The sequence below is a fragment of the Tamlana sp. s12 genome, assembly GCF_016767215.1.
Taxonomy (GTDB): Bacteria; Bacteroidota; Bacteroidia; order Flavobacteriales; family Flavobacteriaceae; genus Pseudotamlana; species Pseudotamlana agarivorans.
In genome coordinates, this window is sequence record NZ_CP068547.1 from 1,521,522 (window position 1) to 1,547,462 (window position 25,941).

Consider the following 25,941-nt stretch of genomic DNA (forward strand, 5'->3'; position numbering starts at 1 on the left):
AAAATGAAATTAAATAGTATCGGATTAGACACAGAAAAAGCAAATGATTTAGCTGAAGATTTAAACCATCTATTAGCTAATTTTCAAATATATTATCAAAACTTAAGAGGTATCCACTGGAACATTCAAGGAAGAGCTTTCTTCGATTTACACGTGAAATTTGAGGAGTTATATACCGATGCAAATACTAAAGTAGATGAAATAGCCGAGCGTATTTTAACCTTAGGCGGAACCCCTTTACATACTTTCGAAGATTATTCGGCGAAAGCACAAGTTCCTGTAGGGAAAAACATTTCTAAGGATGATAAAGCCGTACGATTAATTGTAGATTCTTTAGCGGAACTTCTTAAAATAGAAAGAGACCTTTTAGAAAAAGCTGGCGATGCTAATGATGAAGGTACAAACTCTATGATGAGTGACTTTATTACCGAGCAAGAAAAAACGGTTTGGATGATGAAAGCTTGGTTGAGCGAAACGGTTTAAGGTCGTCTATAACCCATAAAACATAGACGGTCTAGAAAGTGTTTACGCGTCATTCTGAATTTATTTCAGAATCTCATCCTACTGATAACTTTGTATTATGAGAACCTGAATCGAGTTCAGGTTGACGAAAATATCACTTTCTAGACCGTCTTTTTATTTAATTCAGAATGGTTACTACAACATCCCCCGAGCTTTAATCTCTAAATATTTATTTATCGTATCAATCGTGAGATGCTCTGGCGTGGTTAAAATAGAATGAATACCGTATTTTTTAAGTTCGTTGGCAATCAGGCGTTTTTCATATTCTAGCTTTTCAGCAATCACCTTATCATAGACTTGCTGAATGGTTTCTGCCTTACCCTTTATCATCTGGTCGATTTCGGTGTTTTTAAAGAAAATAACAACTAGCAAATGACTTTTAGAAATGGCTTTTAAATAGGGTAACTGACGTTCTAATCCGTTTAAAGTTTCAAAATTGGTGTACATTAAAAGCAAACTACGGTGGGTAATGTGTTTTTTAATGTTGCCGTATAAGCGACTAAAATCACTTTCAAAATAATCGGTTTTCACATTGTAAAGCGCTTCTAGAATGAGACGCATTTGCGAATTTCTTCGTTCAGCAATCACCACATTGTCTATGTTTTTTGAAAAGGAAAACAAACCTGCTTTATCATGTTTCCTTAAAACCACATGACTTATAACTAGAGCAGCGTTTATGGCGTAATCAAGTAGACTTAACCCGTTAAAAGGCATTTTCATTAAACGGCCTTTATCGATTATCGCATATACAGGCTGTGATTTTTCATCCTGAAATTGATTCACCATTAATTGTTTCTTCTTGGCCGTTGCTTTCCAATTGATGGTGCGTAAATCGTCGCCAGAAACATAATCTTTAATTTGTTCAAATTCCATGGAGTGTCCGAGACGACGGACTTTTTTTAAACCATAATCAAGTGAATTTTTATTGATGTTTAGTAGCTCAAATTTCTTTAATTGCTTGTAGCTCGGATAGGTTGGAATACTACTGTCTGTATTAAAGGTATAGCGTTTGGCTACCATTTTTAAAACCGATGAAGCATATATGTTTAAATCTCCAAATTGGTAAACACCACGTTCGGTAGGTTTTAAATGGTATGGAATGGTTTCCGATTTTTTAGAGCTTATCGAGCGTTTTAGCTTAAAATCCCGTACTTGAAATTGCTCAGGAATCTCATCAATAATCTCAAAGTGAATTTTAATGGGGTAATTATTTTTAATAGTGATTTCCACTAAATTCATATCACCATTCGAAAATTTATCTGGTAATACGCGTTCACCTTCAACCTTGTTTTTACCTATAAATACGAGGAGTATATCCAAAATAAAAACTATACACAAAACCAAAATGAGTAACTGTGCCACCAAAAATAAGAATGGAACAAAGTAGCTCAATGCAAACAACACAACAATGCCGATACCAGCATAAAAAAATCGAGGTTGTATGTAGAATGGTTTTAGGGGTTTCAAATTGGATATTGGTTAATGGTTATTCGTTATTGGTTTTTCAAAACTATTTATTCTCTGTGTGTTTCTGTGAATTCTCCGAGTATCTCTGAGTAATATTTACGGTCCCTCTTGGTTAATGGTTGCTGGTTGTTAGCTGTTGGTTCGTGGTTTTCAAAACTATTTATTCTCTGTGTGTCTCTGTGAATTCTCCGTGCATCTCTGTGATATAATTGGGACCCTGAAAACTGTGACTGTCTACTGCGACTGACCACTGCAACTGTCTACTAAAAATCACCTCGGAATCTCCACATTTTCAATAATTTGTTTAATAATCTGTTTGCTGCTCACGCCTTCCATTTCGCGCTCTGGCGTAACAATAACACGGTGATGAAGCACAGGAACTGCAGCTCGTTTGATATCTTCAGGTGTTACAAAATCACGACCAGTCATGGCAGCAAAGGCCTTACTCGCTTTTAATATGGCAATAGAAGCACGAGGCGAAGCTCCTAAATATAAAAACTGATTGCTTCTAGTGGCCACAATAATTTGTGCGATGTAGTTAATAAGGTGTTTCTCTACAATAACTTGCGTTACGAGATTTTGATAGCTTATAATTTGCGATGCGGTTAAAAAAGACGTGATTTCATCGGTTTTCGCCTTGTCTTGTAAAAGGTGCTCACGACTAATAATTTCAATTTCTTCTTCTAAATTTGGATAATCCACATCGATTTTAAACAAAAAACGGTCTAATTGCGCTTCAGGTAAACGGTAGGTCCCTTCTTGTTCTACGGGGTTTTGAGTGGCTATAACCATAAAAGGCGCATCTAAAGCATATTGATGTCCGTCGATGGTAATTTGCTGTTCTTCCATCACTTCAAAAAGAGCGGCTTGTGTTTTGGCTGGCGATCGGTTAATCTCATCAATAAGAATCATATTTGAGAAAATAGGCCCTTTTTTAAATTCGAATTCTGAGTTTTTTAGGTTGAAAATGGACGTTCCTAAAATATCACTAGGCATTAAATCGGGAGTAAATTGAATCCTGCTAAAATCAACACTTAATGATTTGGCCAATAGTTTGGCCGTAACGGTTTTTGCCACACCAGGCACCCCTTCAATTAACGAATGTCCTTTGGCTAAAAGCGACGCAATAAGCATATCGACCATGTCGGTTTGGCCAACAATAACTTTGCCTATTTCAGTCTTTATATTTTGAACGCTGGCTTGTAATGCGCTAAGATCTAAACGGTTTTGAAACTGTAGATTATTAGCCTCCGTTTGTGATGTAGATACCGTACTATTTTCCTGGTTTGGCAAATAATCTTGATGTTCTTGTGGGGTGTTATTCTCGTCCATAATTATTTTGAATTAAAGGCTTCAATGAATTTGTTTAGTTTGATTAATTGGGCTTCCGAAACGGCTTCTTGCGTTTTTAACCATTTGATATAGTTGATTAAAATTTTAACATCCTCAGCTTTTTTACCCGATTTGGCGGCCAATCGATTTATAAATTCTTCGTCTAAAACCTGTGTGTTTAAATGAAATTCAACTCTAATTTTCTCTAAAAAATAAGTGGTTTTTTTATCAATAAGGTTTTTATGGTCTTTGGTTTCAAAGTATAAATTAGAAACGGTTTTCACAAAGGCCACCGAGGTATTTTGTAAAGGGGTTATAATTTTAATAATACGCTGTCTGCGTTTGGCGTTAAAAATCATAAATAAAATAGTAAACACTAAAGCGGTGTACCAGGCCCAACGAAACGATTGCTGTTGTAAAAACCACGAAAGATTGGATTCTTGTTCAACGTCAGGGCTGTAAGGGGTTTGTATTTTGGTAAAGGAATCGAAATATAGATCTTTTTCAGGTAAGTAGGCGAGTACCCCTTCAATATATTGATAGCGATTTTCTGCTAGTAAATTATAGTTTGTAAAGGCTTTGGGTTCGGTATGAAGATAAATAAAACCTGCTCCAAAGGGAACTTTTAAAAAATTAGCGTGTTTATAATCTATTTTGGAATAACCTAAAACGGTATGTTTTTCTTTATTAAAAGATGAAAAATAGGAGTCGCCCTGATTTTTATCAATTTTGATATCAGGTAGATCGAAATCCGTTAGAGAGAGGTATGAAATACTGTCTTTCTGATTTTTGATGTATTTAGTTTCCAGGGCTAAAGTGTCATTTATTTTCTGCGGAAAGCTGTAATCGGAAATAAAAAGTGTGTTTCCCGAATCCACAAAATGAAGCAATTCATCAATGGAATCATCTTCTAAATAATTTGAATTACCAAAAATAAGGTAGCTGCCTTCAGCAATAAATTCGCCATAACTTCCATCGGAATGTGCCCGTAAGTAGCTAGCTGGCTGATGGTAAACGGTTCGAAACGCATGATTTTTAAAAATTCGAGGCAGTTCCTTATATAGGATGCTTAGTCCGTAAGGTTTATTACTTTTTTCGTTAAAAGACTCTTCCCAATCGACTGTTTTGGTGCTAGAAATACTAAGCACGACAGCTGCAGTTATAATTAGCGTAATTAGAATGACGACAACCACTAAAACTTTTCTCATGATTTTAACGGTTTTAGGAAGTCAGTAAAATGTGTTTTAGCCTTTTGGTATTTTTGTAGATCGACAGGGAATTCGCCGTACCAAATGTAATTATAGAGGTATGAGATATATCCGAAATTTTTAAAGTGTGCCGTTTGTTGTAGTTCGGTTAAATATTCGGCATTTGTTTTATCGTCTTCAAAAGTAATGAGGTTATTACGGCTTAATGTTTTTAAAGTAAGCAGGTAGTAATAACGTATGGCAAGTCGGAAATTAGTATCGTTTTCAGCTTGTTTTATTAAAGTCTCAATATCTATATTTTCAATATTCTCTGCGGTAATGTCTTCATCAGGGTTAAGCGATTTGTTTCTTTTTGTTGAGAACAAACCACTGCCACCTTCTTTAACCAGTAAATAAACTAAAGCAACAACCGCCAAGGCAATAGCGAGGTAGAAAAACCATCCTAAAGGCCCAAGGTTAATATGAAAATCGCGTTGGTTGTTTTCTTCTTCGGTTTCATGTGGTTCATCAGTGGCTTCACCGTTTCTGTAGGTTTCGTAGACTCCAGATCCGGACTTAGTCCGTCTAACAACCGCTCGACCTTGATAGTTAAATCGCTCGTCTTGATAGCGCGATTTAAAATCGTCATCAAAATGTCTAACCTGATCAGGATTTTGAGATATTGTGGTAGCAAAATTCGTTTGAACACAGCAACACAGCATCAAAATAAAAAGACTAAGATATGGGGGTGTTAATTTCAAACGGTTAAGGTACTTGTAGTTGGGATTGAAGTGATTTGCTTCTGTATTTTAAAGGGGTAAATTAAATAGTAATAAGCGATTAAACTCAAGGTGCTTAAAATGATAAAAACCGATAAAGCATGTGGCATCACATTAGAATATCGGGTTATAAAACCTTCCAAAAAGCCAGCAGCAAAGGTAAAAGGGAAGGTGCTAATTAAAATTTTCACACCAATTTTAGCGCCTTTTTTAAAGGAAGTATATCTTGAATGGGTACCAGGAAATAGAATACTAGCACCTAAAATTAATCCAGCCGCCGCTTCAATAACAATAGCAAATATTTCCATAGAGCCGTGAATCCAGATACCTCGAACGCTTTCCCAAAACACATTTTTTTCATAAAAGAAATATTGAAAGGAGCCCAGCATAATGCAGTTTTTAAACATGATGTAAAGGGTGCCAATACCTAAAAACACACCCATAACAAACGCAATAATACCCACTTTTAAGTTATTAATGGTGATGCCAATAAAACTGCCCCAATTGCTACCACTTTTATACACGGCCACAGGATCGCCGGCTTCAATGTTTTCTAACGACATGTTTACGTAATGGTCGCCTAAAATAGACCGCACAAACTCACCGTCGTTGGCAGCAGAGATCACCCCAATAAAAGTAAAGGCGAAAAACACAATAAAAGCGATGTAAATAAATTTTCGGTATTCGTAACAAATGAGTGGAATTTCAGTTTTCCAAAAAGATATAATCCGATTCGTGTCCTCTCGTTTGGTTTTATATATTTTTTGAAAGGCTTTGGCGGCTAATTGATTGAGGTAAACAACCACCTTACTTTTAGGGTAATAAGTTTGTGCATAAGCCAAATCGTTCACCACATGAATGTATTGTGTAGCCAGCTCATCTGGACTTTCAAAATCGTTATTGAAAATGGCTTTTTCAAAACTTAACCATTTTTCCTTATTTTGCTTGATGAATGAAACTTCCCTCATATTTTTGATAAATTAAAATATAAAATGTCAGAGTTACAAATTAACACCACCCAAAATGTAAAAATAACGTTTAATGCTTCAGGAGCAGGAGAACGCTTGTTGGCTTTTATCATTGATATGGCTATAAAAATTGGCTATTTAATGGTTTTAGCAAGCTCTTTTGGTGTTTTTGATAACATGGATCAATGGTCTCAAATCGCCTTGAATACCCTACTTAGTTTCCCCGTGATGTTTTACACCTTAGCGTTAGAGTCGTTGTTTAACGGACAAACCTTAGGCAAGCGTATCATGAAAATTAGAGTGGTGAAAATTGATGGCTATCAAGCGTCTTTTTCAGATTATGTGGTGCGTTGGTTTTTTAGAATAGTTGATATTTATATTTTCGGATTAGGCTTTTTTGTCATGGCCATGAATAAAAAAACACAGCGTATAGGCGATATGGCCGCCGGAACTGCTGTTATTGTTTTAAAGGATAAAGTGAACATCAGTCATACTATTTTAGAAAATCTTACCGAAAATTATAAACCAAGCTATCCCAATGTTATTAAACTATCTGATAACGATGCTCGTATTATAAAAGAGATGTTTAATACCTCAAAACTTTCAAAAGATTACAAAACATTAATCAAACTTCGTGAGAAAATATTAGAGGTGACAGGCATAAAAGTGGTGAAGCAAAAATCGGATACAGAATTTATTAGCGTTATTTTAAAAGATTATAATTTTTATACTCAAAATATGTAAATAGAGAAGTACTTTTGCGCCGCGAAAGTAAATATGATACTTTCCTAAATTATTTTAAGAACATATAATTTAAAGGTATATTATGTTTTATATCGTTGAGATTTTTGGAACAGCGGCCTTCGCTATATCAGGGGTTTTAGTGGCTCTTAAAAAGCGAATGGATTTATTTGGTATTCTTATAATTGCTTTCGTAACCTCGGTAGGAGGGGGTACTTTGCGTGATATTTTAATTGGTGTTACGCCCGTAAGTTGGATGACCAATATTGTGTATTCTTACGTGATTATTGGCGCTTCGATTTTCGGAATTATTTTTAGAAGTAAACTTAATTATTTACGAACCTCACTATTTTTATTTGATACTATTGGAATCGGTCTGTACACTGTTGTAGGTGTTGAAAGAGGAATAAACGCTGGTTTGCATCCCGTAATTTGCATTGCAATTGGCACCATAACAGCATGTTTTGGAGGTGTTGTACGTGATGTTTTGTGTAACGAAATCCCCGTTATTTTTAGAAAAGAAATTTATGCAACCGCCTGTATTTTAGGAGGGATTACTTATTTCCTATTAAAATTATTGCCAATTGAAGGTAACTTTATTTTTATTATCGCTGGGGTTGTGGTTATCGTGATTCGTTTATTAGCCGTTATTTTTAAGATAGCATTACCGAATTTGTACAACAATCAAGGGGATTAAAAAGAGTGAATCTTTTCGCTGAAACCTAATAAAAACACCTCCCTTAATCCCTCCTTATTAGGAGGGAAACTGTTGTGTAAGATTTTCCCTTTATAAAGAAGAGATAAAAGGTGTGTTGCTGAAAGTTTATAGGTTTTTAATTATGATAATGAGGTAATTAAGCCTTCTGCCTTGAATTATTCTAAATCGCATTCTAATTGATACCTTTAATCTAACGAATAATACACCTCCCTAAATCCTTCCTTATTAGGAGGGAAACTGTTGCGTATGAGTTTCCCCTCTAAAAAGAGGGGATTAAGGGGTGTGTTATCAGAAGTTGGTAGGTCTTAAATTGAATAAAGCCCTCTAATAAAGTCACTTTATTCCAAACTATTCTATAATCTCAACATTGCGTATATAAATGTTTTTGTTTGGCCAATCGGCACTATCGGTATCTACACTCGCAATTTTATCAACTACATCCATACCTTTAGTAACATGTCCAAATATGGTGTAATCACCATCTAAAAAATGCGAGCCTCCTTCCTGCTGAACAATGAAAAATTCATAAGGTGAGGCTAGTTTATGCGGATTATCAATTTCGCTACTCGGCATAGATATAACACCTCTGTCGTGTTTAAATCCACGCTTTGTGTCTGGGGGTAAAAGGTATTTGCCTATGTATTCACGTTTTCTAACCGTTTCTTTGTCATCACTATTTCCAGCCTGAACCATGAAGTTATCAATCACACGGTAAAACTGGGTGTTATTGAAGTATTTTTGCTTCGTTAGCCAAATAAAATTGGAACGATGAAACTTGGTTTCGTTATAGAGTAGGATGTCTATGGTGCCAAAATCTGTTGTAATACGTACCTTATTTTCCTTGTGATGCTTGTCGTATTCCAAGAAAAAATCCATCGCATTTTTGTCGGTTAACTTAGGAAACTCACGTGTCTTTTTTTTAGGAGACTTAGTTGTTTTCGGTGTTTCCTTGGTTTCAACTTGGGCTTCAGGGGTAGGCTTCTTTTTAGTTTGTTTATCTTCACAGTTTAAAATTAGAAGACATAAAAAACAAAAAATAAGATTAAACTTCATTAATTATAATTTTGTTATTCACTGAAAATATTTTCGAATGAATTTTGATACATTTCTACAGGCGCTTTCAAAAATAGAAAATATACCCGTATTAGGCGAAACATCGCACTTTAAAATGGTGCCTTCCTTTCGTCATGAGTTTCTTAGAAATCAGAAATCGGCCATCAAAAACGCCAAATTAGCAGGCGTTTTAGCCTTGTTTTATCCCGATCAGTTTCATGAAACACATTTTGTTTTAATATTAAGAAAGACCTATAAAGGCGTACATTCGGCACAAGTAGCTTTTCCTGGAGGGCGATTCGAACCAGACGATGCGTCATTAGAGTTTACGGCTTTGCGCGAAACTTTCGAGGAAGTTGGGGTGCCTATGGAAGATGTTGAAGTGGTTAAAGAGCTCACACAGGTGTACATTCCTCCAAGTAATTTTTACGTGCAGCCCTATGTAGGAGTAAGTCACAAAACACCAAAATTTGTAAAGCAAGCTGATGAGGTAGAACGTATTATTGAAGTGCCTCTGGCCGATTTTTTAGACGATAGTTACTTAATTACTAAAAAAGTAAAAAGCTCTTATAGTGCTGAAGTCGAGGTGCCTGCTTTTAAATTAAAAGGTCATGTGGTTTGGGGCGCAACCGCTATGATGCTTAGTGAAATTAAAGACCTGTTAAAAGCTCTGATATAATCTACGAGATTTACTACATTTGCACCACCAACTGAAAAATTGAAGAAGGATTTATTATGGGATTGCTTAAAAAAAATCCATTCGGACACATATTACTATTAAAAAAATGGCTGATTAGAGTTTTCGGCCTTCTTACACATAGACGCTTTAGAGGGTTTAATGAACTTCAAATCGAAGGTTCTGAAGTGATTAAAAATCTACCCGATACCAACGTTTTATTCATATCAAATCATCAAACTTATTTTGCCGATGTGGTTTCTATGTTTCATGTTTTTAACGCGAGTTTAAGCGGTCGTGTAGATTCGATTAAAAACGTAGGTTACATTTGGAATCCGAAATTAAACATCTATTACGTTGCTGCCAAAGAAACCATGAAAGCTGGGTTATTGCCTAAAATATTAGCTTATATGGGGTCGATTAGTATAGAACGTACTTGGCGATCTGAAGGTAAAGATGTGAACAGACAGGTTAAAATGAGTGATATTTCTAATATTGGAAAAGCGCTAGACGATGGTTGGGTAATTACTTTTCCGCAAGGAACCACGACGCCATTTAAACCGGTTAGAAAAGGTACCGCTCATATTATAAAGCGTTACAAGCCTATCGTTGTACCTATTGTTATTGATGGTTTTCGACGTTCGTTTGATAAGAAAGGCTTAAGAATTAAAAAGAAAAATATCTTACAATCTTTTGAAATAAAAGAACCTTTAGAAATTGATTATGATAATGATTCTACAGACGATATCATTACTAAAATCGAATATGCGATCGAACAGCATCCGTCATTTTTAAAGGTTATTCCGCAGAAGGAAATTGAAGCACTTGAAGCTTTGAATAAATTAAGAGAGTGGTAGTAAACCGCTAAAATCTTCTTTCATAAAAAAGCTTAATGCACACTACAGAAACTAAGGATAAATTATTTTCTAATTTAAAAACGTACTTCGGTTACGATACCTTTCGTGCACAGCAAAAAGAGATTATTGAAACCGTTTTAAGCAAAAAAGATTGCTTGGTTATCATGCCTACTGGTGGCGGAAAATCGATGTGTTTTCAGTTACCAGCCTTAAGTTTTGAAGGTATAACCCTAGTCATTTCGCCATTAATTGCTTTGATGAAAGATCAAGTAGATGGTTTAAATGCCAATGGTATTTCGGCTTCGTATTTTAATAGCAGTCAGAGTGGTGCCGAACAAGATCTTATTATAGAACGTGTTATTCAAGCTGATTTAAAACTCCTGTATGTGGCTCCAGAGAGCCTTGCTTCGCTTCAAAATATCATTAATGAAAAATATATCAGTTGTGTTGCTATTGATGAGGCGCACTGTATTTCGTCTTGGGGACACGATTTTCGACCGTCATATCAGCAACTAGGATTTTTAAAAGGCACGCTGCCTAATACACCATTTATTGCATTAACAGCCACAGCCGATAAAGCCACGCGAACCGATATCGCGAAGCAATTACGTATTGAACACGCGCAACAATTTATTTCCTCGTTCGACCGAGAAAATATTGAACTTGAAGTCCGCCCTGCCGATAATAGAATATCTCAAATCGTAAAATTTATAAACAAAACACCTAATCAATCGGGTATTGTTTATTGTTTAAGCCGAAAAACAACCGAGCAATTGGCTAAAAAGCTTAAAACTAATGGGATTTCAGCTAAAGCCTATCATGCGGGGTTGAATTTTGAAGAACGTTCTAAAGTACAAGAGTCATTTATTTTTGATAAAACTCAAGTAGTTTGCGCTACGGTTGCCTTTGGTATGGGTATCGACAAATCTAATGTGCGTTGGGTCGTGCATTATAATATGCCTAAAAATATAGAAGGCTATTACCAGGAAATTGGTCGTGCAGGACGGGATGGATTAAAATCACACGCTTTGCTATTTCATAGTTATGCTGATGTAATTCAACTTCGGAATTTTGCTAGTGGTGCATCAAATGAAGAATTTCAAATCGCAAAATTAGACCGCATGAAGCAGTTTAGTGAAGCTACTACCTGCCGTAGAAAAATTTTGCTTAGCTACTTTGGGGAATTGCTTGCCGAAAATTGTGGAAACTGCGATGTTTGTAAAAATCCGCCACAGTTTTTTGATGGTACCATATTCGCTCAAAAAATCTTATCGGCCGTATATCGTTTAAAGCAAGCAGAACCTATAGGAACCGTAATCGATGTGCTTCGAGGTTCGCAAAATGCCACGGTTTTAGATAAAGGCTATAACCAATTGAAAACCTTCGGAATTGGTAGAGATATTGCTTATCGCGATTGGCAGCATTTAGCCATTCAATTAATAAATCAGGGGTTTTGTGAAATCGCTTTTCATAAAAATAATGTCCTTCGACTTACCGAGTTTTCTAACAAAGTTTTGTTTGAAGGCGCTAAAGTCTCATTAACAAAACCAGTTCATATTCCGGAACCAAAAGTTAAGGAGCGTGTAAAACGCAAGCCTAAAGCAAGTCCGAAAGCTCGTGTTAAAACCGTTGAAAATAGCTTGTTTGAGCGCTTACGCCAGTTGCGTTATAAAATTGCTTTAGAAGAGGATATTCCAGCATATTTGGTATTTAGTGATGCGACGTTAAAAGAAATTGAACGAGAGCGTCCATTAAGTGAATCGGACTTTTTAAGCATAAGTGGTGTAGGACAGCGTAAGCTTGAAGTTTATGGCGACGAGTTTATGGCTGAGATTTTAGATTTTATGGGGTCTAAAGTGAAAAAGCCAAAGAAGAAGGCAACACATTTATTAACTTACGAACTTTATAAATCAGGTTTAAGTGTGGAAGAAATCTCAATGGAACGTAAACTTTCCACAACGACCATTTATTCACATATCGCGAAATTACACAGTTCAGGAAAAGCAGTGAATATTCATGATTTTGTTTCAAAAACAGAAATTGAAGCCGTTCGAAAAGCAAAGCAAGAACTTGATGCCCCAAGTGCTTTACGTCCTTATTACGATTATTTTAATGCCGATCTAGACTATTTTAAAATCCGTTTAGCCCTAAGTGTGGTGGATAAAAATTAGTACTTTTAAAAAGAAAAACCATTTCGTAAAAGCTTATGGTAGAAGATCAAACTTTTAATAAACAAGATTTTACCGACAATCGTCTGCCAATAGGTGATTATGAATACTGCAGCTTTATAAATTGTAATTTTTCTAAATCGTTTTTAAACGGCATTAACTTTTTAGAATGCGAATTTATCGATTGTAATTTAAGTTCGGCAAACATTACAAACACCGCATTTCAGGATGTGAAATTTCAAGATTGTAAAATGTTGGGTTTACATTTTGAAACCTGTAACGATTTTGGGTTTTCCGTTCATTTTTTGAATTGCATACTAGATCACACTTCGTTTTATCAAGTCGATTTAAAGACATCAAGATTTGAAAATTCTAAATGCCATGATGTTGAGTTTACCGAAGCGGATTTAAGACAAGTTTCGCTTAACAACTGCGATTTACATGGCACGACTTTTAATAACAGTAATTTAGAACGCGCAGATTTTAGAACAGCAACTAACTATAACATCCACCCCGGACAGAATAAAATAAAAGGCGCCAAGTTTTCTGCAGAAGGCCTTGCAGGACTTTTAAGGGTTTATAAAATTGTGATTGAGTAGGGTATTAGTCACTTACATCTTAAATTAGGTATGTATTTAATTAAGATAATAAAACTAAGATTATTGTTCATTTCTTGTTGTTGTGATTAAAAAAGGTGTGTAAATATTTTAAAAATTATATAAAGCTTAAATTTAAACCATACATACTCATACTGTATGTAATCATATAACTAAAGAAAAATGAGTAAATGAATAAAAAAATAGGATTAAAAGAAGCTATTTCAATAGGCATTGGCGGCATGGTAGGCGGCGGTATTTTTGCTGTTTTAGGTCTGGCGGTTTCGCTTGCCAAAGGCGGAACACCCATGGCTTTTTTATTGGCAGGAATTCTAGCTTTAATAACCGCTTACAGTTATGTGAAGCTTTCACAAACCTACCCAGATCGTGGCGGTACCGTAAAATTTATCAATCAAGGCTTTGGTAAATCTGTTTTTAGCGGAAGTGTTAATAATCTTTTATGGATTAGTTACATTATCATGCTTTCTTTATATGCTTCAGCTTTTGGATCGTATGCGCCCAATTTATTTGAAATGACAGGCGATAAAACCCTCGATTTTCACATCTATGCGTCGGCTATTATTGTAATTGCAACGGCCATAAATTATTACAGTATTGCCGTTGTGGGGAAAATAGAATCGTATGCTGTGATTATCAAGTTACTAATATTAATTAGCTTTATTTTTATAGGAGCCTATGGTTTAATTGGGAACCCCAATGTATCGCAATTGGCCTTGTCGCAGTGGGAAACACCTGTAAAGCTATTTGCTGGAGGGATGGTTATTTTTGTAGCTTATGAAGGTTTTGAACTCATTGCTAATGCAGCACCCGATATCGTTAATCCCAAGCGAAATATTCCAAAGGCATATTACTATTCGGTGGTTTTTGTAATTATTCTTTATATCATCATCGCCCTTGTAACGGTAGGTTCGCTTCCGTTTGAAAATATTGCAAAAGCCGAAGATTATGTGTTGGCAGAAGCAGCAAAACCCATGCTGGGGCAATTGGGGTTTTCGGTGATTACTGTGGCGGCATTAATTTCTACATTTTCAGCAATAAATGCTTCTTTGTATGGCGGTAGTCGTGTGAATTTTGAAATTGCTGAAGATGATGAGTTGCCACATTATTTTTTAGGACAATTTCATAACCAACCTATCGGATTAATGATAACCGCTGTGGCGACTTTAATTTTGGTGAATGTGCTTGAGTTAGAAAGCATCTCAACAGCAGGTAGTATTGGGTTTTTAATCATTTTTGGAATCGTAAATTTTGTAGGTTACAAATTATCTCAAGCTACGGGAAGCAACAAAATTATACCTCTGGTTGGGTTTTTGTTGTGCATTGTGGCGACTTTGGTTTTAATCAATCAGCAATATGATGATAATAAGACTGGTATTTTTGTGTCGGCAGGGATTATCATTCTTTGTTTTGTCTCAGAATGGCTTTATAAGAGCAGTGAGCGTTCAGCCAATCATTAAACATCAATTCATTCTATAGTGGCATCAGAAATAATTCTTAACCAAGATTTAAAAAATAGGATAGGAGTTGTAAATTTGAATTGAAAATAAAAAGTTTGGTAGAAGTATAGCCAAATTCCGCGAAAGCGAAAACAACAAAAAGGTATTTATGAAATTAGTTATATCTCCAGCAAAGTCCTTAGATTTTGAAAGTGAATTACCAACATCGCAACATACAGAAGCTCAGTTTTTAAAACAATCGGAGCGTTTAAATAAATTACTTAAAAAGAAATCGGCCAAAAGTTTATCGAAACTCATGAGTATTTCTGATGCTTTGGGGCAACTTAATTACGAGCGTAACCAAGCTTGGGAATTGCCTTTTACCACCGATAATGCCAGACCGGCAGTTTATGCTTTTAATGGCGATGTGTATCGTGGTTTGGATGCCTACACCATTCCAGAAGATAAAATTAAAGATTTAAACAACACGGTTCGCATACTTTCTGGTTTGTATGGTGTTTTAAAACCAACCGATTTAATTCAGCCTTACCGCTTGGAAATGGGGACAAAATTCCCTGTAGGTACAAAGAAAAATCTATACGAATTTTGGGAAAAAGACATCACCAAAGCGCTTAATGAAGAGCTGGAAGATGATGAGTTGTTTTTGAATTTAGCCAGCAACGAATATTTTAAAGCGGTTGATACCAAGGCGCTAAAAGTACCTGTGGTAACGGCTAATTTTAAAGAATTTAAAAATGGCGAATATAAAATGATTTCGTTTTTTGCTAAAGCCGCCCGCGGATTAATGGCACGTTACGTGGTAGATACCAACGCAAAAACCATAGACGATTTAAAAGGTTTTAACTACGAAGGCTACAGTTATAGCGAACCCATGTCTAAGGAAAATGATTTGATTTTTATAAGGTAACAAATTGTTTTATTTGATGAAATAAGTGAAGAGATATCATGTGTACACCCCTATAATCCCCTCTAGGGGATAACACTACGAAATCAATTCAACGTCAAGAATGACAATGATACTATTAGTTTAAAATAAATTACTAATACTAAAGATAAAGATTGTTGGTAAGGCATGTCCCCTAGAGGGGATTATAGGGGTGTTTTTAAGCAGTTTTATCTATGAAATAAATAAAAATCATTACTTAGGCTGCACTTTCTTGTCGATATTAATCTGATTTTCTCTAGATGGTTTTTTCTTTATTTTTGGGCGTCTTGCTCCAAAAGTGCCTCTGTTTATTTTACCGCGTTTTGTTTTTTTATCGCCTTTTCCCATGATGTTTTATGTTGATTTTATGTGTCCTGAATTGAAATCAGAATCTATTAAAATTTAGTTTTTAATCTTGTACATAAAATAACAAATTAAAGCAGAGAAACAAGTAATTCTCATTAAGTTTTAGACGCTATACTATTTTATACCGTTTAAATATTTTTCTAGCATGGTATAACCATCGGGCGCTAATTTATTTCGGTCTTCTGGATTGGTTTTATCTAATTGATGGTCATCTTCCCAAACATCTGGCATACCATCGTGGTCTGTGTCTATTGGCGCAGGCAGACTTTTAAGTTCTGGCCAGCCACCAACATCGTTTTGGGTATTTATAATTCCGGTTTTTTTCGAGGTATCGGCAATCTTATGTTTTGCTTTGTACGAGCCTCCTTCAAAAGTTGCAAAACCACCTACAGTTTCATTAATTATTCTCGTGTCTATAATATCGCGTTTGGGCAGTATAGCACCAGCATTTTCAAGTACCAAATGAAAAGCTTCTTCAGCCGATTGCTGATTGATAGGCATGGCCTCCCAAGGTTTTTCAGATTTTACAAACTGTAAGTTTTTTTCACCTCCTTGTGGTTGTACCCCGCCGTTCCAGTTGTTTTTAGAGACTTCATTATTGCCTTCAATAACATTATTTGCAATATACCAGCTCCCGAAATCGGAATCGGTTTTTCTTTTAGAAGGATTTGCTATGCGATAAGAAACCTCGCCTGGTTGTGTTGCTGGCCCTGGTTTATAATAATTGGCAACAATATTGAATTTTGAAAAAGCAAACTTAGGATTGCCCACTTGTTGGTTTTCGCCACCATAACAACTATTATAGCCCCAGTTATAAATGACATTGTTTCTATAATCGGTGTATCCAGAACCTGAAGCCATTCTCATATTTCGACTGCTATGATGCGCGATAAGGTTATGGTGGTAGGAGCTATAATTTGATCCCCAAATGCCGCCAAATCCATGTGTGCCTTTTACATGATTGGAATCGAACATGCTTTCGGAAATAATACACCACTGTACGGTTATATTTTCGCAATGGTAAACCGACATGGTTTCATCAACACTCCAACTAGCCGAAATATGATCTAAAATAATGTTTTTGGTGTATCTGCTGGAAACGGCATCTGTATCATCATTCGTTTCGTTTCCTAGTCGCACCCTAATGTATCTGATGATTACATGATCGGCCTCAATGACTATTGGATTTTTTTTAACGCAAATACCATCACCAGGAGCTGTTTGTCCTGCAATGGTAATGTACGGATGTTTAATTCGTAAAGCACTTTCCAATGAAATGGTTCCAGATACTTTAAAAATTACAGTGCGTGGTTCTGATGCTTCAACGGCTGCTCGTAAACTTCCAACTCCAGAATCGTTTAAATTTGTCACTTCGTAAACTGCACCTCCGCGACCGCCTTTAGTGTATTTGCCGTAGCCCTCGGCGGTTGGAAAAGCAAGTTGCTGAGCATGAAAATGAAGTCCGATTAAAAGAAATAAAATGCTGAAAAATAGGGTTTTCATTGGTTTATGTTTAGTTGAAGTTAATTTGATATAGTAATGATAATACGTTGATATCTGGTTAATTGAGGCGACCCATTATCTGATACTTCACAAATAACATGAATGGTTTCACCATTTTTAACATCGGTAGGAATGACTAATGATGCCTTTTGTGAAGAAGCATTATTAATTGAAACGACCCCATTGTAAGTGTCAGCTTCTTCATACTGCCACCACGAGTACTTTAGTTTATCGCCATCGGGATCTAAAGTTCCTTTGGCGTTTAAGCTTATTTTATCACCTGGTTTACGTGTTATGTTTAATTTGTTTTTCAAATTCACAACAGGAGGATGATTGGCATTTTCATAAGGTTTGATGCACCAATCGGCGCGAGCTGCAAAATCATTTTGCAAAGCATCAGCCCAACGTGTTATAGGTTTAAAATAGCTGGTCATTAAGTCTTGGTTTTCTGGATACACATTGCGCATATAATTTCTTCCCCAAGCGGTTTTGGTATACCATCTTCCTTCTGGATAGCTGTAGTTGGTTTCAGGAACAGGATCTAACCAAGTGTTCTCTCGAATATTTACATAACGACCTCCCCAACCTCCGTAATCTGGAGACTCTAAAGAGCGTAATCCTGTATTAATGGTGTAAATGAATGCTGGCGAATCACCTTCCGATCGGAAATCACCTTTCATTTTTATGGGGCCTGCTATAAAACCTTCTTTGTCACCACCACCTTTATAAGCTTCGTACAAAGAACACAGGGGGGCATGGTTTTCTAGGATATTAGATTTCATCCAATCGTTTCTGAAGTAGTCTATTTTATCTTGAGGTATTATTTTATCCCATTGGTAAGCAACAGCCAAAATTGGTCGCAGATAATGGTTTGTATATTGTATTTTCCCCAATGTGGTTTAATGTAGCTTTGATAGGTGTTGTCTTGTTCCCAAATAAAGAAAAAGCGCAGATTTTTAGCAACCGATTCCATTTTGTCTGGATGATTTTCTTCAATGGTTTTTAAGGCACGTGCAAGGGTATTGGTGCCACCCCAAGCTTGTACCCAAATAGGATTGTTATCCGATTCATCTAAAAGCACTTTAACTATCTGCTGCGAGCCAGGAGTTATTAAATCCATTTCGCCTTCTGCTTTTACATTTCCAAGAAAGGTTATTGATTTTAGATAGTCTGGTGTCGGGTAATCTTTTTTGTGTTTTATTAAATTAGGATACACTTTTTCGTAAGCTTCTAAGTAAGGATCTATCCAATCATCACCGGCCCATTTGTGTCCTTGCCAATGGTATTGCGAACTGGACGTGATAATGCCTTCAATATCCCATTCGTTAGCATATAATAAAAAGCGTACCATAGAACATTCGTCATCAATTTCACCATCGGAAGTCACAATAATTCGTGGTTTAATGATCTCATTTTGAGTAAATGCTTTTACTGAAGTTAAGAGTAGGAGTAGACCGATTAAAACTTGTTTATGAATCATTTGTTCTACTTTAATTTTATTCATCTTTCAGCCATACCCAACGTTTTGCCCAGTCCAATAAACTTTCTTCTCGCCATTTCGAGATGGTTTTACCGCCTTGAATTTTACCGTCGTAAAGATTTTTGTCTGCTTTATCGGTGTACCAATTACTGCCTAATTGATAATCTGTTTCATGTTTTTTTCCTGGCCAAAAATTATCGACTACAAGAGCGCCTTTTAATCCATTAATTTCTGGAATCTCAGACGTGAATGTATAGTTTAAAATTTCTGCTTTTTTTGGAATGTATTTTATGGCATAATCGCCTTCGCCTAAGTAGTATCCAGGCCATTTCTGAGTAGATTTTCCAAATGGAACCTCCATCCAAAAACAAATGGAGTCTTTGGGAATATTAGCCACAGGTCCTTTTAGGTGAAATTCATTAATTGAACAAAAGGCTACCGTATCTTTTAAAGTTGTTACGCCGTGGTGTATTATTCTTGGACTATGGTTAAAAATCTCGAAGCTGCCTCCCCAGCTTTCACCTGTAGGGTTTTCAGGGTTGCCGTTCATCACATAAAGAAGCGATGGGGTGTCGCCCATTTTAACTTCTCCATTATAATAGTTTTTAAAATCTTTTCCTAGATGTCCGGCTCCGTTTATATATTTTTCATAATAATTGGTGCTGTTAATACTGTCTATCATGACATTATCCGAAAAGAACCCATAGTAAGATGCATTAACCTCTATAAACCAAAGGTCTGGAAAATGCGCTGCAATATAGGCGTAACTATTAGCGCTCCACTTTTTATTAGGGCCGCCAATCCAATACACTTTAATTTTATTTTGAATTTCAGGAGCGTCATGAAGTGCTTGAGCGACATCTTCTAAGCCACCCCAAACTAAAACCCATAAAGGTTCAGGTTTATCTTCCTTAGCACATTTTATAATCCAATTGGAGCCCTCGGTGGCTGTTGTATAACCTAAATAGGGCGCATTGCCTTGTCGCCCTTGTTTTGTAATAGATCGTAAGTAATCGGGTTCGGCGAAACCTTGACTATGTTTTTGAAGCTTAGGTAGATCTTTTTCATATAAATCTATCATGCGTAAAATTTCAGAAGTATTTCCTTTACCGTAGGAAGGGGATGAAACAAGTCCTTCAATAGTAAACATATCGGCATACATTAAAAGGTGTGCCATAGATTGGTTGTCGTCTGGATCGGTTCCGCCAATATCGCTGCTTATTATAATTCGGGGTTTCTCATTAAGCTTTAAGACCTTTTTCTTATTGGAACAGCATGTGGTGGTAAATAGCAATACAAGGCATATGCTTAGATTTGTTACGCTTCTAATAATCATGTGTTTAGTTTATTGTAATCGATTGCAATATAGCAAAATGTGAAACGTGTTTTTTAATTTTTATTGGTTTTTTATAATTATAAGTTTGTTGAAGCCGTTCGTATTGGTAATGTCTATTTTATATTTTTCCATACAACAGCAAGTATTTACACCACTTTGATAAAATTAGCTGTACCTTTGCGCACTTAAAGAAGTAGACTATAATTTTGTATGTGTGCTTCATAAATACGTTATATGTCATTTCAATCTTTGGGACTGTCTGAAGCCCTGCTAAAAGCAATTAGCAAAAAAGGATACACAACACCATCACCAATTCAAGAAAAAGCCATTCCACCCGTATTAGAGGGACATGATGTTTTAGCATCGGCACAAACAGGAACAGGAAAAACAGCTGGTTTTACTTTACCACTTTTACATTTGCTTTCTGAAAATCCGAAGGAAAAATATAAGCCCATTCGTGCTTTAATTTTAACGCCAACACGAGAATTAGCAGCGCAAGTTTATGCGAATGTTAGAGAATATAGCGAGTTTTTAAACTTACGAAGCGCCGTTATCTTTGGTGGTGTAAACCAAAAACCTCAAGCCGCAACCATTCGCCAGGGGGTTGATATTTTAGTAGCCACTCCAGGGCGTTTATTGGATTTACAAAGCCAAGGCTTATTATCGCTAAAACGTGTAGAAATTTTTGTTTTAGATGAAGCCGACCGTATGTTAGATATGGGGTTTTTAAGAGATATTGAAAAAGTGATTAAAAGTATGCCAGAGAAACGTCAGAATTTGATGTTTTCGGCAACCTTTTCAAAAGATATTAAAAAGTTAGCCCATGGCATTTTAAATCATCCGGTTCAGGTTGAAGCGACTCCAGAAAACACGACGGTTGAAGCGATTTCACAAAAGGTATATCGCGTTGCCAAAGGGTTAAAAACAGGGTTGATTATTAAATTAATTTCTGAAGGGAATTGGAAACAGGTTTTAGTATTTACTAGAACAAAACATGGAGCCAATAAACTTTGTGAGAAAATGGATAAAGCTGGCATTACAGCAGCTGCCATTCACGGAAATAAGAGTCAGGGGGCGAGAACAAAGGCCTTATCTGGTTTTAAATCGGGTCGTGTTCGTGTTTTAGTGGCGACTGATATTGCTGCAAGAGGGCTTGATATTCCGTTATTACCACACGTGATTAACTTTGAGTTACCTAATGTTTCTGAAGATTATGTACACCGCATTGGTAGGACAGGAAGAGCAGGAGCTAAAGGTGAAGCTATTTCTTTAGTAAGTGCCGATGAAACTACGTTTTTACGTGATATCGAAAAACTAATTGAGTTAAAGCTTCCTGTAGAAATTGTTGAAGGTTTCGAGCCTGATCCTAATGCATCAACGGTACCTGTAAAACCAGGTCAGGGCAGACAAAACCGAAGACCTCAAAAAAGTAAATCAAATAAGCCGAATAACTCTGGAGGATCTGGAGAGGGGTCTCGAAGAAATTCTGGAAGAAATAATAAATCCAGACGCCCAAGAAGGAGTAATGAAGGGAGGTAGTCAGATATTATGAATACCGTTTTAAAACATAAAATTTTAGAAATTTGCGATAAGAAAATTGCCGCTAAAGGTGATCAAGTTGGTATCTCGTTTTATGCTTTTTTTAAAAATAAAAACGATAATCCTGAGTTGTTGATGGAGGCTGCTACCTGGTGGATTCAAACTCATAAGCTTGATCATTTTGAAAAGGCGGTTAAAATTAAAAAGTTGGTTGAACATTTATAATGGAAGCGCAACCTAATAACCCGTTACACGGCATTAAATTAGAACAGATTATTAATGAGTTAGTCGCTCATTATGGCTGGGAATACTTAGGTTATAATATTAAAATTAGATGTTTTACCGAAAATCCATCGGTAAAATCTAGTTTGAAATTTTTAAGAAGAACCCCTTGGGCACGCACTAAGGTTGAAGGGATGTATTTAAAAATGTTACGGAGAAAAAGATAGTTTATTCGCTATCCTTTTCAAATAACACTATTTCAGCATCAAATTCAGCATCATTAAAATCATCTTTACTCATCCAATACTCTGATGTTGTTAAAAGGTATCCGTTTTCGGAAGTTTCTTTTAAATCCCAGATAATATGTTCGGCTTCATCAAATGCTTCTTTGCCCGTGAGTTGATTTTCAAATAAGCGTTTAATCACATTGTGACTAGAAAGTGATGCACTAAATGCTTTTAAAACAGCTTCCTTTGTAACGTCTTTATTTGGTGTTATTTCAAACGCAATGATGGTGGCTTTGGTATTTGGAAACCTGCCATTATAAGCTTTAAATAAGAGCTGATTGATGTTAAACAATTGATGATGAAAACTGATGTCTGGATATTCTTCAGAAATTTTATCCAGCAACATTTCATGAGACACTTGCTCGATTTGATTAGCGCTTAATTTTTCTGAAAATTTATATTTTAGTAGAATAGCAGCAGCTTCTTCAGGTTCAAAATCGGAGATGGCCATAAAGAGTAAATCTTTTAATTCATCAGGATTTGACTTATTGGCATCAGGGAAATCTAGTTCATCTAGTAGTTTAATGAAATCCTCATGACTCCAAGCGTCTTTCAATTCTTCAACTGTTTTTATGCTATTAATGGTGATATGGTATTTCATAACTCTTTATATATAAAGTTGTTTTGTAAATGTACTTAAAAACTTATCAGGTAAAGATTTAAAAAGCAAAAAGGCCCAAATATAAATTTGAGCCTTTTCTGTTTTTATTATAAAAACTAGTCTTGTTTTTTCTTTTTGCCTTTTTCTTGAGCAGCTTTAAATTCTTCTAAAGTCACACTTCCATCAGAATCGGCATCCATACGATTAAAGCCTTTTTCTAGTTTATCTTCAGGAATTTCTTTTTTTCTTTTAGCAGATTTAAATTCTTCTAAAGTTACAGAACCATCTTTATTGGCATCAAATCTTTTAAATGCTTTTTCTGGATCTGGCTTCTTTTTTTCTTGAGCTTCTACACTTGTAAATGCGAATAGTGCTAAAGCTAAAGTTCCTAATTTTAAAGTTGTTATTCTCATTTAATGTTTTTATTTAAATTGTTAAACAGAACTTTTAGACTATTTTTTTCTGAAAAGGTTTAAAGGCATTATAAATTATTTTGAAACAATAAATGCTTTTGATAAGCTGCCCTTTTCGGTGTTTACACGAATTAAATACATCCCGTTTGAAAGTGATGCTGTGTTTATTTCGGTATTCGACAGGTTGTCAACGTTTTTATCAATTAGTTTTTGCCCGTGAGTATTATAGATGCTTATAGATTTAATATGAGCACTAGTTGTACTTTTAATATTTAGGGGGGGAGCACAGGATAAATTATTAAACTATTATTTAATGTTTTATCATCTACTGATAGGCTTTGGGCCATAAAATTCTATGCTGTCAATGGCACTCCAAGCACTTTTTCTAGTGGTTCCAGTAGGGGCGAATCTTCCAAAACCAAATAATCCCTTACATGGCGTAAAGCTAGAGCAAATTATTAATGATCTCGTGGCGCATTATGGTTGGGAATATATGGGGTATACCATTAAAATAAAATGTTTTAATGAAAACCCTTCTGTGAAATCCAGTTTAAAGTTTTTACGCCGTACCCCATGGGAACGAACGAAAGTAGAAAACATGTACTTGAAGATGCTTAAGAACCAAAAAAGGTAACTACTAAAGGTGTTTCGAGTTGTTTTATCCGGCAGCTTACTTTCTAACAACAGGTATAATTTCACCCTGGGCTAAACAATAGCGGTCAATGAGGTCTTCCGAAAGGTTCGCAGTATAGTCTACTTCTTCAACTGTAAAACCTATATCTCGGAGTTTATCAAAATAATCACGGCCATAAACACGAACATGGTCGTATTGTCCGAATATTTTTGCGCGTTCTTTTTTATCGGTAATCGAATCGTCTTCAAAAGTTTTTTCCCGGTTCAAATCTTGCGGAATTTGTAAAATACCCATGCCGCCTTTTCTCAAAATTCTATAAAGCTCTTGCATGGCTTTCGTGTCATTGGGGATATGTTCTAAAACATGATTGCAAAGTATCATGTCAAAAGATTCGTCTTCGAACGGTAGGTTGCAAATATCTGCTTTAACGTCGGCAAGAGGGGAATTTAGATCCGTCGTGACATAATCCAAGTTTTTCATCTTTCTAAAGCGCTTATAAAAAGCTTGCTCGGGAGCAAAGTGTAATACTTTCAACGGGGCAGTAAAGAAGGGGGTTTCGTTTTTAAGGTATAACCAAAGAAGGCGGTGTCTTTCTAATGATAGGGTAGAAGGTGATAGCACATTACTTCTTTGATTTCCGTAGCCATAAGGAAGAAAGGATTTAAAGCTTTTTCCATCTATAGGGTCGGTATATGTTGAACCTTTTAGATAGGTTGCTAATATAGGTCGTACAACATAGCTTAACCTTATCAATAAAGGCCTTGGGATGGTGTTTAGGATTAATTTGAAAGTTTTATTAGACACAGATTTCACAGATTTTCACAGATTTTTTTAAAGTATTACGCGTTTGTATTTTAAGCTGTCTTCTCCGAAATTTATAAGAAGACCTAATTTTAACTTTGATGCAGCTAAATAATTAAGTGTTTGCTTGGTGTGTGAATCGGTTAAACTGCTAATAGCTTTTATTTCTAGAATTATTTTGTCCTCAATAATAAAATCTGCTTGATATTTATGTGGTAATAAATTGCCTTTATATACAATGTTAAATTGTTTTTCTCTTGTAAAATTAATATTGTTATCTGTTAATTCAATCTCAAGAGCATCGCCATATACGATTTCGTTGAATCCTTTTCCTAATTCTCTATGAACAGCCATACATGCTCCAATGATTTTGTAAGTATCCTCTTGGTACGGGAAATTGTACATAGCTAGTTCGTCAGGTTTAAGAGCAGAGTAAGTAATCTGTGAAAATCTGTGTCTTAAAATTTAAAGCACCAAAGCCTCACGACGAAACTCATCTTCTTCATTGCTCTTAATTCCTAATGCTTCATAGATGTAAGCAAAAGTAGAAAGCAATTCTGGCTTACCATCAATTAGAGCAACATCATGCTCGAAATGCGCCGAAGGTTTGTTATCTAAAGTCGTAATAGTCCAGCCATCACGGTGTTGTTTTATACGCTGTGTCCCTAAGTTAATCATAGGTTCGATAGCTACCACCATACCGTCAACGAATTTCTTTCCGCGTCCGCGTTTACCATAATTTGGCATCTCTGGATCCTCATGCATAGTACGTCCTAAGCCATGACCAACCAACTCGCGGACTACGCCATAACCATGGTCTTCACAGTATTTTTGGATAGCAAAACCAACATCACCAACACGGTTGTTAGCTTTAAATTCTCTAATACCTACATATAAAGATTCTTTAGTAACTTGAAGAAGTTTCTCGGTTTCAGGGTCGATTTCGCCTACAGCAAACGTATAGGCATGATCGCCATAAAAACCATTCTTTAAAGCACCACAATCGATAGAGATAATATCACCTTCCTTTAAAGGGTCGCCATTAGGAATTCCGTGGACAACTTGAGAGTTCGGACTCATACAAAGTGTGTTAGGGAAGTCATATAAGCCCAAGAATCCAGGAATGGCACCGTGGTCTCTAATATGTTCTTCAGCTAACTTATCTAATTGTAGTGTCGTTACTCCAGGTTTAATGGCTTTAGCAATTTCACCTAAGGTTTTAGATACGATTAAGGCACTCTCGCGCATTAATTCAATCTCTTCTCTTGTTTTAACAATAATCATAATTCTAA

The 25,941-nt window shown here is 35.9% G+C and carries 30 protein-coding genes; 13 read left to right on the top strand and 17 right to left on the bottom strand.

All coding sequences use genetic code 11. The features are described 5' to 3' along the window. Positions 1 to 3 precede the first annotated feature (3 nt). Positions 4 to 483 (top strand): Dps family protein, encoded by a 480-nt coding sequence (locus JJL45_RS06530; RefSeq protein ID WP_067149541.1) that lies wholly within the window; start codon positions 4 to 6, stop codon positions 481 to 483. A gap of 174 nt (positions 484 to 657) precedes the next feature. Here JJL45_RS06530 and JJL45_RS06535 read toward each other — a convergent pair whose 3' ends face one another. From JJL45_RS06535 to JJL45_RS06555, 5 genes are all read right to left on the bottom strand, one after another. Beyond that, complete coding sequence (locus JJL45_RS06535; RefSeq protein WP_068602552.1) at positions 658 to 1,989, bottom strand: DUF58 domain-containing protein; 1,332 nt, start codon at positions 1,987 to 1,989, stop codon at positions 658 to 660. Positions 1,990 to 2,259: 270 nt separating this feature from the next. Continuing rightward, positions 2,260 to 3,321 carry an AAA family ATPase gene (locus tag JJL45_RS06540; protein WP_082935879.1) on the bottom strand — a complete coding sequence of 354 codons (1,062 nt, stop codon included), beginning with the start codon at positions 3,319 to 3,321 and terminating at the stop codon, positions 2,260 to 2,262. Between the two features lie 2 nt (positions 3,322 to 3,323). Beyond that, complete coding sequence (locus JJL45_RS06545) at positions 3,324 to 4,529, bottom strand: DUF4350 domain-containing protein (RefSeq protein ID WP_068602551.1); 1,206 nt, start codon at positions 4,527 to 4,529, stop codon at positions 3,324 to 3,326. After that, entirely contained in the window at positions 4,526 to 5,269 is a 744-nt protein-coding gene (locus JJL45_RS06550; RefSeq protein ID WP_202664356.1) for a hypothetical protein, read from the bottom strand. Before JJL45_RS06550 ends, JJL45_RS06545 begins: the two co-directional genes overlap by 4 nt. Beyond that, on the bottom strand, positions 5,266 to 6,255 hold the full coding sequence (locus tag JJL45_RS06555) for a stage II sporulation protein M (RefSeq protein ID WP_068602549.1): 990 nt from the start codon (positions 6,253 to 6,255) through the stop codon (positions 5,266 to 5,268). Before JJL45_RS06555 ends, JJL45_RS06550 begins: the two co-directional genes overlap by 4 nt. A 24-nt stretch (positions 6,256 to 6,279) precedes the next feature. Between JJL45_RS06555 and JJL45_RS06560 the strand changes: the two genes are divergently transcribed. Both JJL45_RS06560 and JJL45_RS06565 read left to right on the top strand, forming a co-directional pair. Then, positions 6,280 to 6,999: an RDD family protein gene (locus JJL45_RS06560; protein ID WP_068602548.1), complete on the top strand. Its 720-nt coding sequence runs from the start codon at positions 6,280 to 6,282 to the stop codon at positions 6,997 to 6,999. A gap of 82 nt (positions 7,000 to 7,081) precedes the next feature. Beyond that, complete coding sequence (locus JJL45_RS06565) at positions 7,082 to 7,693, top strand: trimeric intracellular cation channel family protein (RefSeq protein ID WP_068602547.1); 612 nt, start codon at positions 7,082 to 7,084, stop codon at positions 7,691 to 7,693. Between the two features lie 369 nt (positions 7,694 to 8,062). Here the strand turns inward: JJL45_RS06565 and JJL45_RS06570 are convergent, their stop codons facing one another. Beyond that, positions 8,063 to 8,767: a peptidylprolyl isomerase gene (locus tag JJL45_RS06570; protein ID WP_068602546.1), complete on the bottom strand. Its 705-nt coding sequence runs from the start codon at positions 8,765 to 8,767 to the stop codon at positions 8,063 to 8,065. Positions 8,768 to 8,804: 37 nt separating this feature from the next. Here JJL45_RS06570 and JJL45_RS06575 point away from each other — a divergent pair, with 37 nt between their 5' ends. The 6 genes from JJL45_RS06575 (at position 8,805) to yaaA (ending at position 15,449) form a co-directional block, all read left to right on the top strand. Then, the gene (locus tag JJL45_RS06575) at positions 8,805 to 9,446 is read left to right on the top strand and encodes an NUDIX hydrolase (RefSeq protein ID WP_067149566.1); all 642 of its coding nucleotides are present in this window, start codon (positions 8,805 to 8,807) and stop codon (positions 9,444 to 9,446) included. A 56-nt stretch (positions 9,447 to 9,502) separates the two neighbouring features. Further along, the gene (locus JJL45_RS06580) at positions 9,503 to 10,300 is read left to right on the top strand and encodes a lysophospholipid acyltransferase family protein (protein ID WP_067149568.1); all 798 of its coding nucleotides are present in this window, start codon (positions 9,503 to 9,505) and stop codon (positions 10,298 to 10,300) included. 35 nt (positions 10,301 to 10,335) lie between these two features. Beyond that, positions 10,336 to 12,471 (top strand): DNA helicase RecQ, encoded by a 2,136-nt coding sequence (gene recQ, locus JJL45_RS06585; RefSeq protein ID WP_068602545.1) that lies wholly within the window; start codon positions 10,336 to 10,338, stop codon positions 12,469 to 12,471. A gap of 35 nt (positions 12,472 to 12,506) precedes the next feature. Beyond that, positions 12,507 to 13,067 (top strand): pentapeptide repeat-containing protein, encoded by a 561-nt coding sequence (locus JJL45_RS06590; RefSeq protein ID WP_068602544.1) that lies wholly within the window; start codon positions 12,507 to 12,509, stop codon positions 13,065 to 13,067. A 188-nt stretch (positions 13,068 to 13,255) separates the two neighbouring features. Continuing rightward, positions 13,256 to 14,542 carry an APC family permease gene (locus tag JJL45_RS06595; RefSeq protein ID WP_068602543.1) on the top strand — a complete coding sequence of 429 codons (1,287 nt, stop codon included), beginning with the start codon at positions 13,256 to 13,258 and terminating at the stop codon, positions 14,540 to 14,542. 148 nt (positions 14,543 to 14,690) lie between these two features. Then, positions 14,691 to 15,449 carry a peroxide stress protein YaaA gene (gene yaaA / locus JJL45_RS06600; protein ID WP_068602542.1) on the top strand — a complete coding sequence of 253 codons (759 nt, stop codon included), beginning with the start codon at positions 14,691 to 14,693 and terminating at the stop codon, positions 15,447 to 15,449. A 231-nt stretch (positions 15,450 to 15,680) separates the two neighbouring features. Here the strand turns inward: yaaA and JJL45_RS06605 are convergent, their stop codons facing one another. From JJL45_RS06605 to JJL45_RS06625, 5 genes are all read right to left on the bottom strand, one after another. Next, positions 15,681 to 15,815, bottom strand: a complete 135-nt coding sequence (locus tag JJL45_RS06605; protein ID WP_068602541.1) for a 30S ribosomal protein THX — start codon at positions 15,813 to 15,815, stop codon at positions 15,681 to 15,683. Positions 15,816 to 15,947: 132 nt separating this feature from the next. Further along, on the bottom strand, positions 15,948 to 17,336 hold the full coding sequence (locus JJL45_RS06610; protein ID WP_068602540.1) for a polysaccharide lyase family 1 protein: 1,389 nt from the start codon (positions 17,334 to 17,336) through the stop codon (positions 15,948 to 15,950). Positions 17,337 to 17,356: 20 nt separating this feature from the next. Further along, positions 17,357 to 18,187 (bottom strand): nucleoside hydrolase-like domain-containing protein, encoded by an 831-nt coding sequence (locus tag JJL45_RS06615; RefSeq protein ID WP_202664357.1) that lies wholly within the window; start codon positions 18,185 to 18,187, stop codon positions 17,357 to 17,359. Beyond that, positions 18,157 to 18,840 (bottom strand): DUF1593 domain-containing protein, encoded by a 684-nt coding sequence (locus JJL45_RS06620; protein ID WP_202664358.1) that lies wholly within the window; start codon positions 18,838 to 18,840, stop codon positions 18,157 to 18,159. Before JJL45_RS06620 ends, JJL45_RS06615 begins: the two co-directional genes overlap by 31 nt. Beyond that, complete coding sequence (locus JJL45_RS06625) at positions 18,833 to 20,152, bottom strand: nucleoside hydrolase-like domain-containing protein (RefSeq protein WP_068602539.1); 1,320 nt, start codon at positions 20,150 to 20,152, stop codon at positions 18,833 to 18,835. Before JJL45_RS06625 ends, JJL45_RS06620 begins: the two co-directional genes overlap by 8 nt. 234 nt (positions 20,153 to 20,386) lie before the next feature. On the opposite strand from JJL45_RS06625, the gene JJL45_RS06630 reads away from it, so the two are divergent. Genes JJL45_RS06630 through JJL45_RS06640 form a run of 3 tightly spaced genes read left to right on the top strand, consistent with a single transcriptional unit; the run spans position 20,387 to position 22,140 of the window. Then, positions 20,387 to 21,691 carry a DEAD/DEAH box helicase gene (locus JJL45_RS06630; protein ID WP_068602538.1) on the top strand — a complete coding sequence of 435 codons (1,305 nt, stop codon included), beginning with the start codon at positions 20,387 to 20,389 and terminating at the stop codon, positions 21,689 to 21,691. A 9-nt stretch (positions 21,692 to 21,700) separates the two neighbouring features. Continuing rightward, on the top strand, positions 21,701 to 21,916 hold the full coding sequence (locus JJL45_RS06635; protein ID WP_068602537.1) for a DUF6500 family protein: 216 nt from the start codon (positions 21,701 to 21,703) through the stop codon (positions 21,914 to 21,916). After that, the gene (locus tag JJL45_RS06640) at positions 21,916 to 22,140 is read left to right on the top strand and encodes a VF530 family DNA-binding protein (RefSeq protein ID WP_068602536.1); all 225 of its coding nucleotides are present in this window, start codon (positions 21,916 to 21,918) and stop codon (positions 22,138 to 22,140) included. Before JJL45_RS06635 ends, JJL45_RS06640 begins: the two co-directional genes overlap by 1 nt. Position 22,141: 1 nt before the next feature. On the opposite strand, the gene JJL45_RS06645 is transcribed toward JJL45_RS06640, so the two are convergent. The 3 genes from JJL45_RS06645 to JJL45_RS16300 form a co-directional block, all read right to left on the bottom strand. Beyond that, positions 22,142 to 22,801: a hypothetical protein gene (locus JJL45_RS06645; protein WP_068602535.1), complete on the bottom strand. Its 660-nt coding sequence runs from the start codon at positions 22,799 to 22,801 to the stop codon at positions 22,142 to 22,144. 116 nt (positions 22,802 to 22,917) lie between these two features. Continuing rightward, positions 22,918 to 23,214: an EF-hand domain-containing protein gene (locus JJL45_RS06650; protein ID WP_068602534.1), complete on the bottom strand. Its 297-nt coding sequence runs from the start codon at positions 23,212 to 23,214 to the stop codon at positions 22,918 to 22,920. 75 nt (positions 23,215 to 23,289) lie between these two features. Then, positions 23,290 to 23,484 carry a T9SS type A sorting domain-containing protein gene (locus JJL45_RS16300; protein ID WP_082935893.1) on the bottom strand — a complete coding sequence of 65 codons (195 nt, stop codon included), beginning with the start codon at positions 23,482 to 23,484 and terminating at the stop codon, positions 23,290 to 23,292. Between the two features lie 94 nt (positions 23,485 to 23,578). Between JJL45_RS16300 and JJL45_RS06660 the strand changes: the two genes are divergently transcribed. Beyond that, complete coding sequence (locus JJL45_RS06660) at positions 23,579 to 23,848, top strand: VF530 family DNA-binding protein (RefSeq protein ID WP_068602533.1); 270 nt, start codon at positions 23,579 to 23,581, stop codon at positions 23,846 to 23,848. A gap of 36 nt (positions 23,849 to 23,884) precedes the next feature. Here JJL45_RS06660 and JJL45_RS06665 read toward each other — a convergent pair whose 3' ends face one another. The 3 genes from JJL45_RS06665 to map are packed head-to-tail and all read right to left on the bottom strand — an operon-like array spanning position 23,885 to position 25,933. Continuing rightward, the gene (locus JJL45_RS06665; RefSeq protein WP_068602809.1) at positions 23,885 to 24,652 is read right to left on the bottom strand and encodes a class I SAM-dependent methyltransferase; all 768 of its coding nucleotides are present in this window, start codon (positions 24,650 to 24,652) and stop codon (positions 23,885 to 23,887) included. Positions 24,653 to 24,679: 27 nt separating this feature from the next. Continuing rightward, a complete protein-coding gene (locus JJL45_RS06670; RefSeq protein ID WP_067149586.1) occupies positions 24,680 to 25,054 on the bottom strand; it encodes a GxxExxY protein in 375 nt (124 codons plus the stop codon). Between the two features lie 60 nt (positions 25,055 to 25,114). Beyond that, positions 25,115 to 25,933: a type I methionyl aminopeptidase gene (map, locus tag JJL45_RS06675; protein ID WP_068602532.1), complete on the bottom strand. Its 819-nt coding sequence runs from the start codon at positions 25,931 to 25,933 to the stop codon at positions 25,115 to 25,117. Between the last annotated feature and the right edge of the window lie 8 nt (positions 25,934 to 25,941).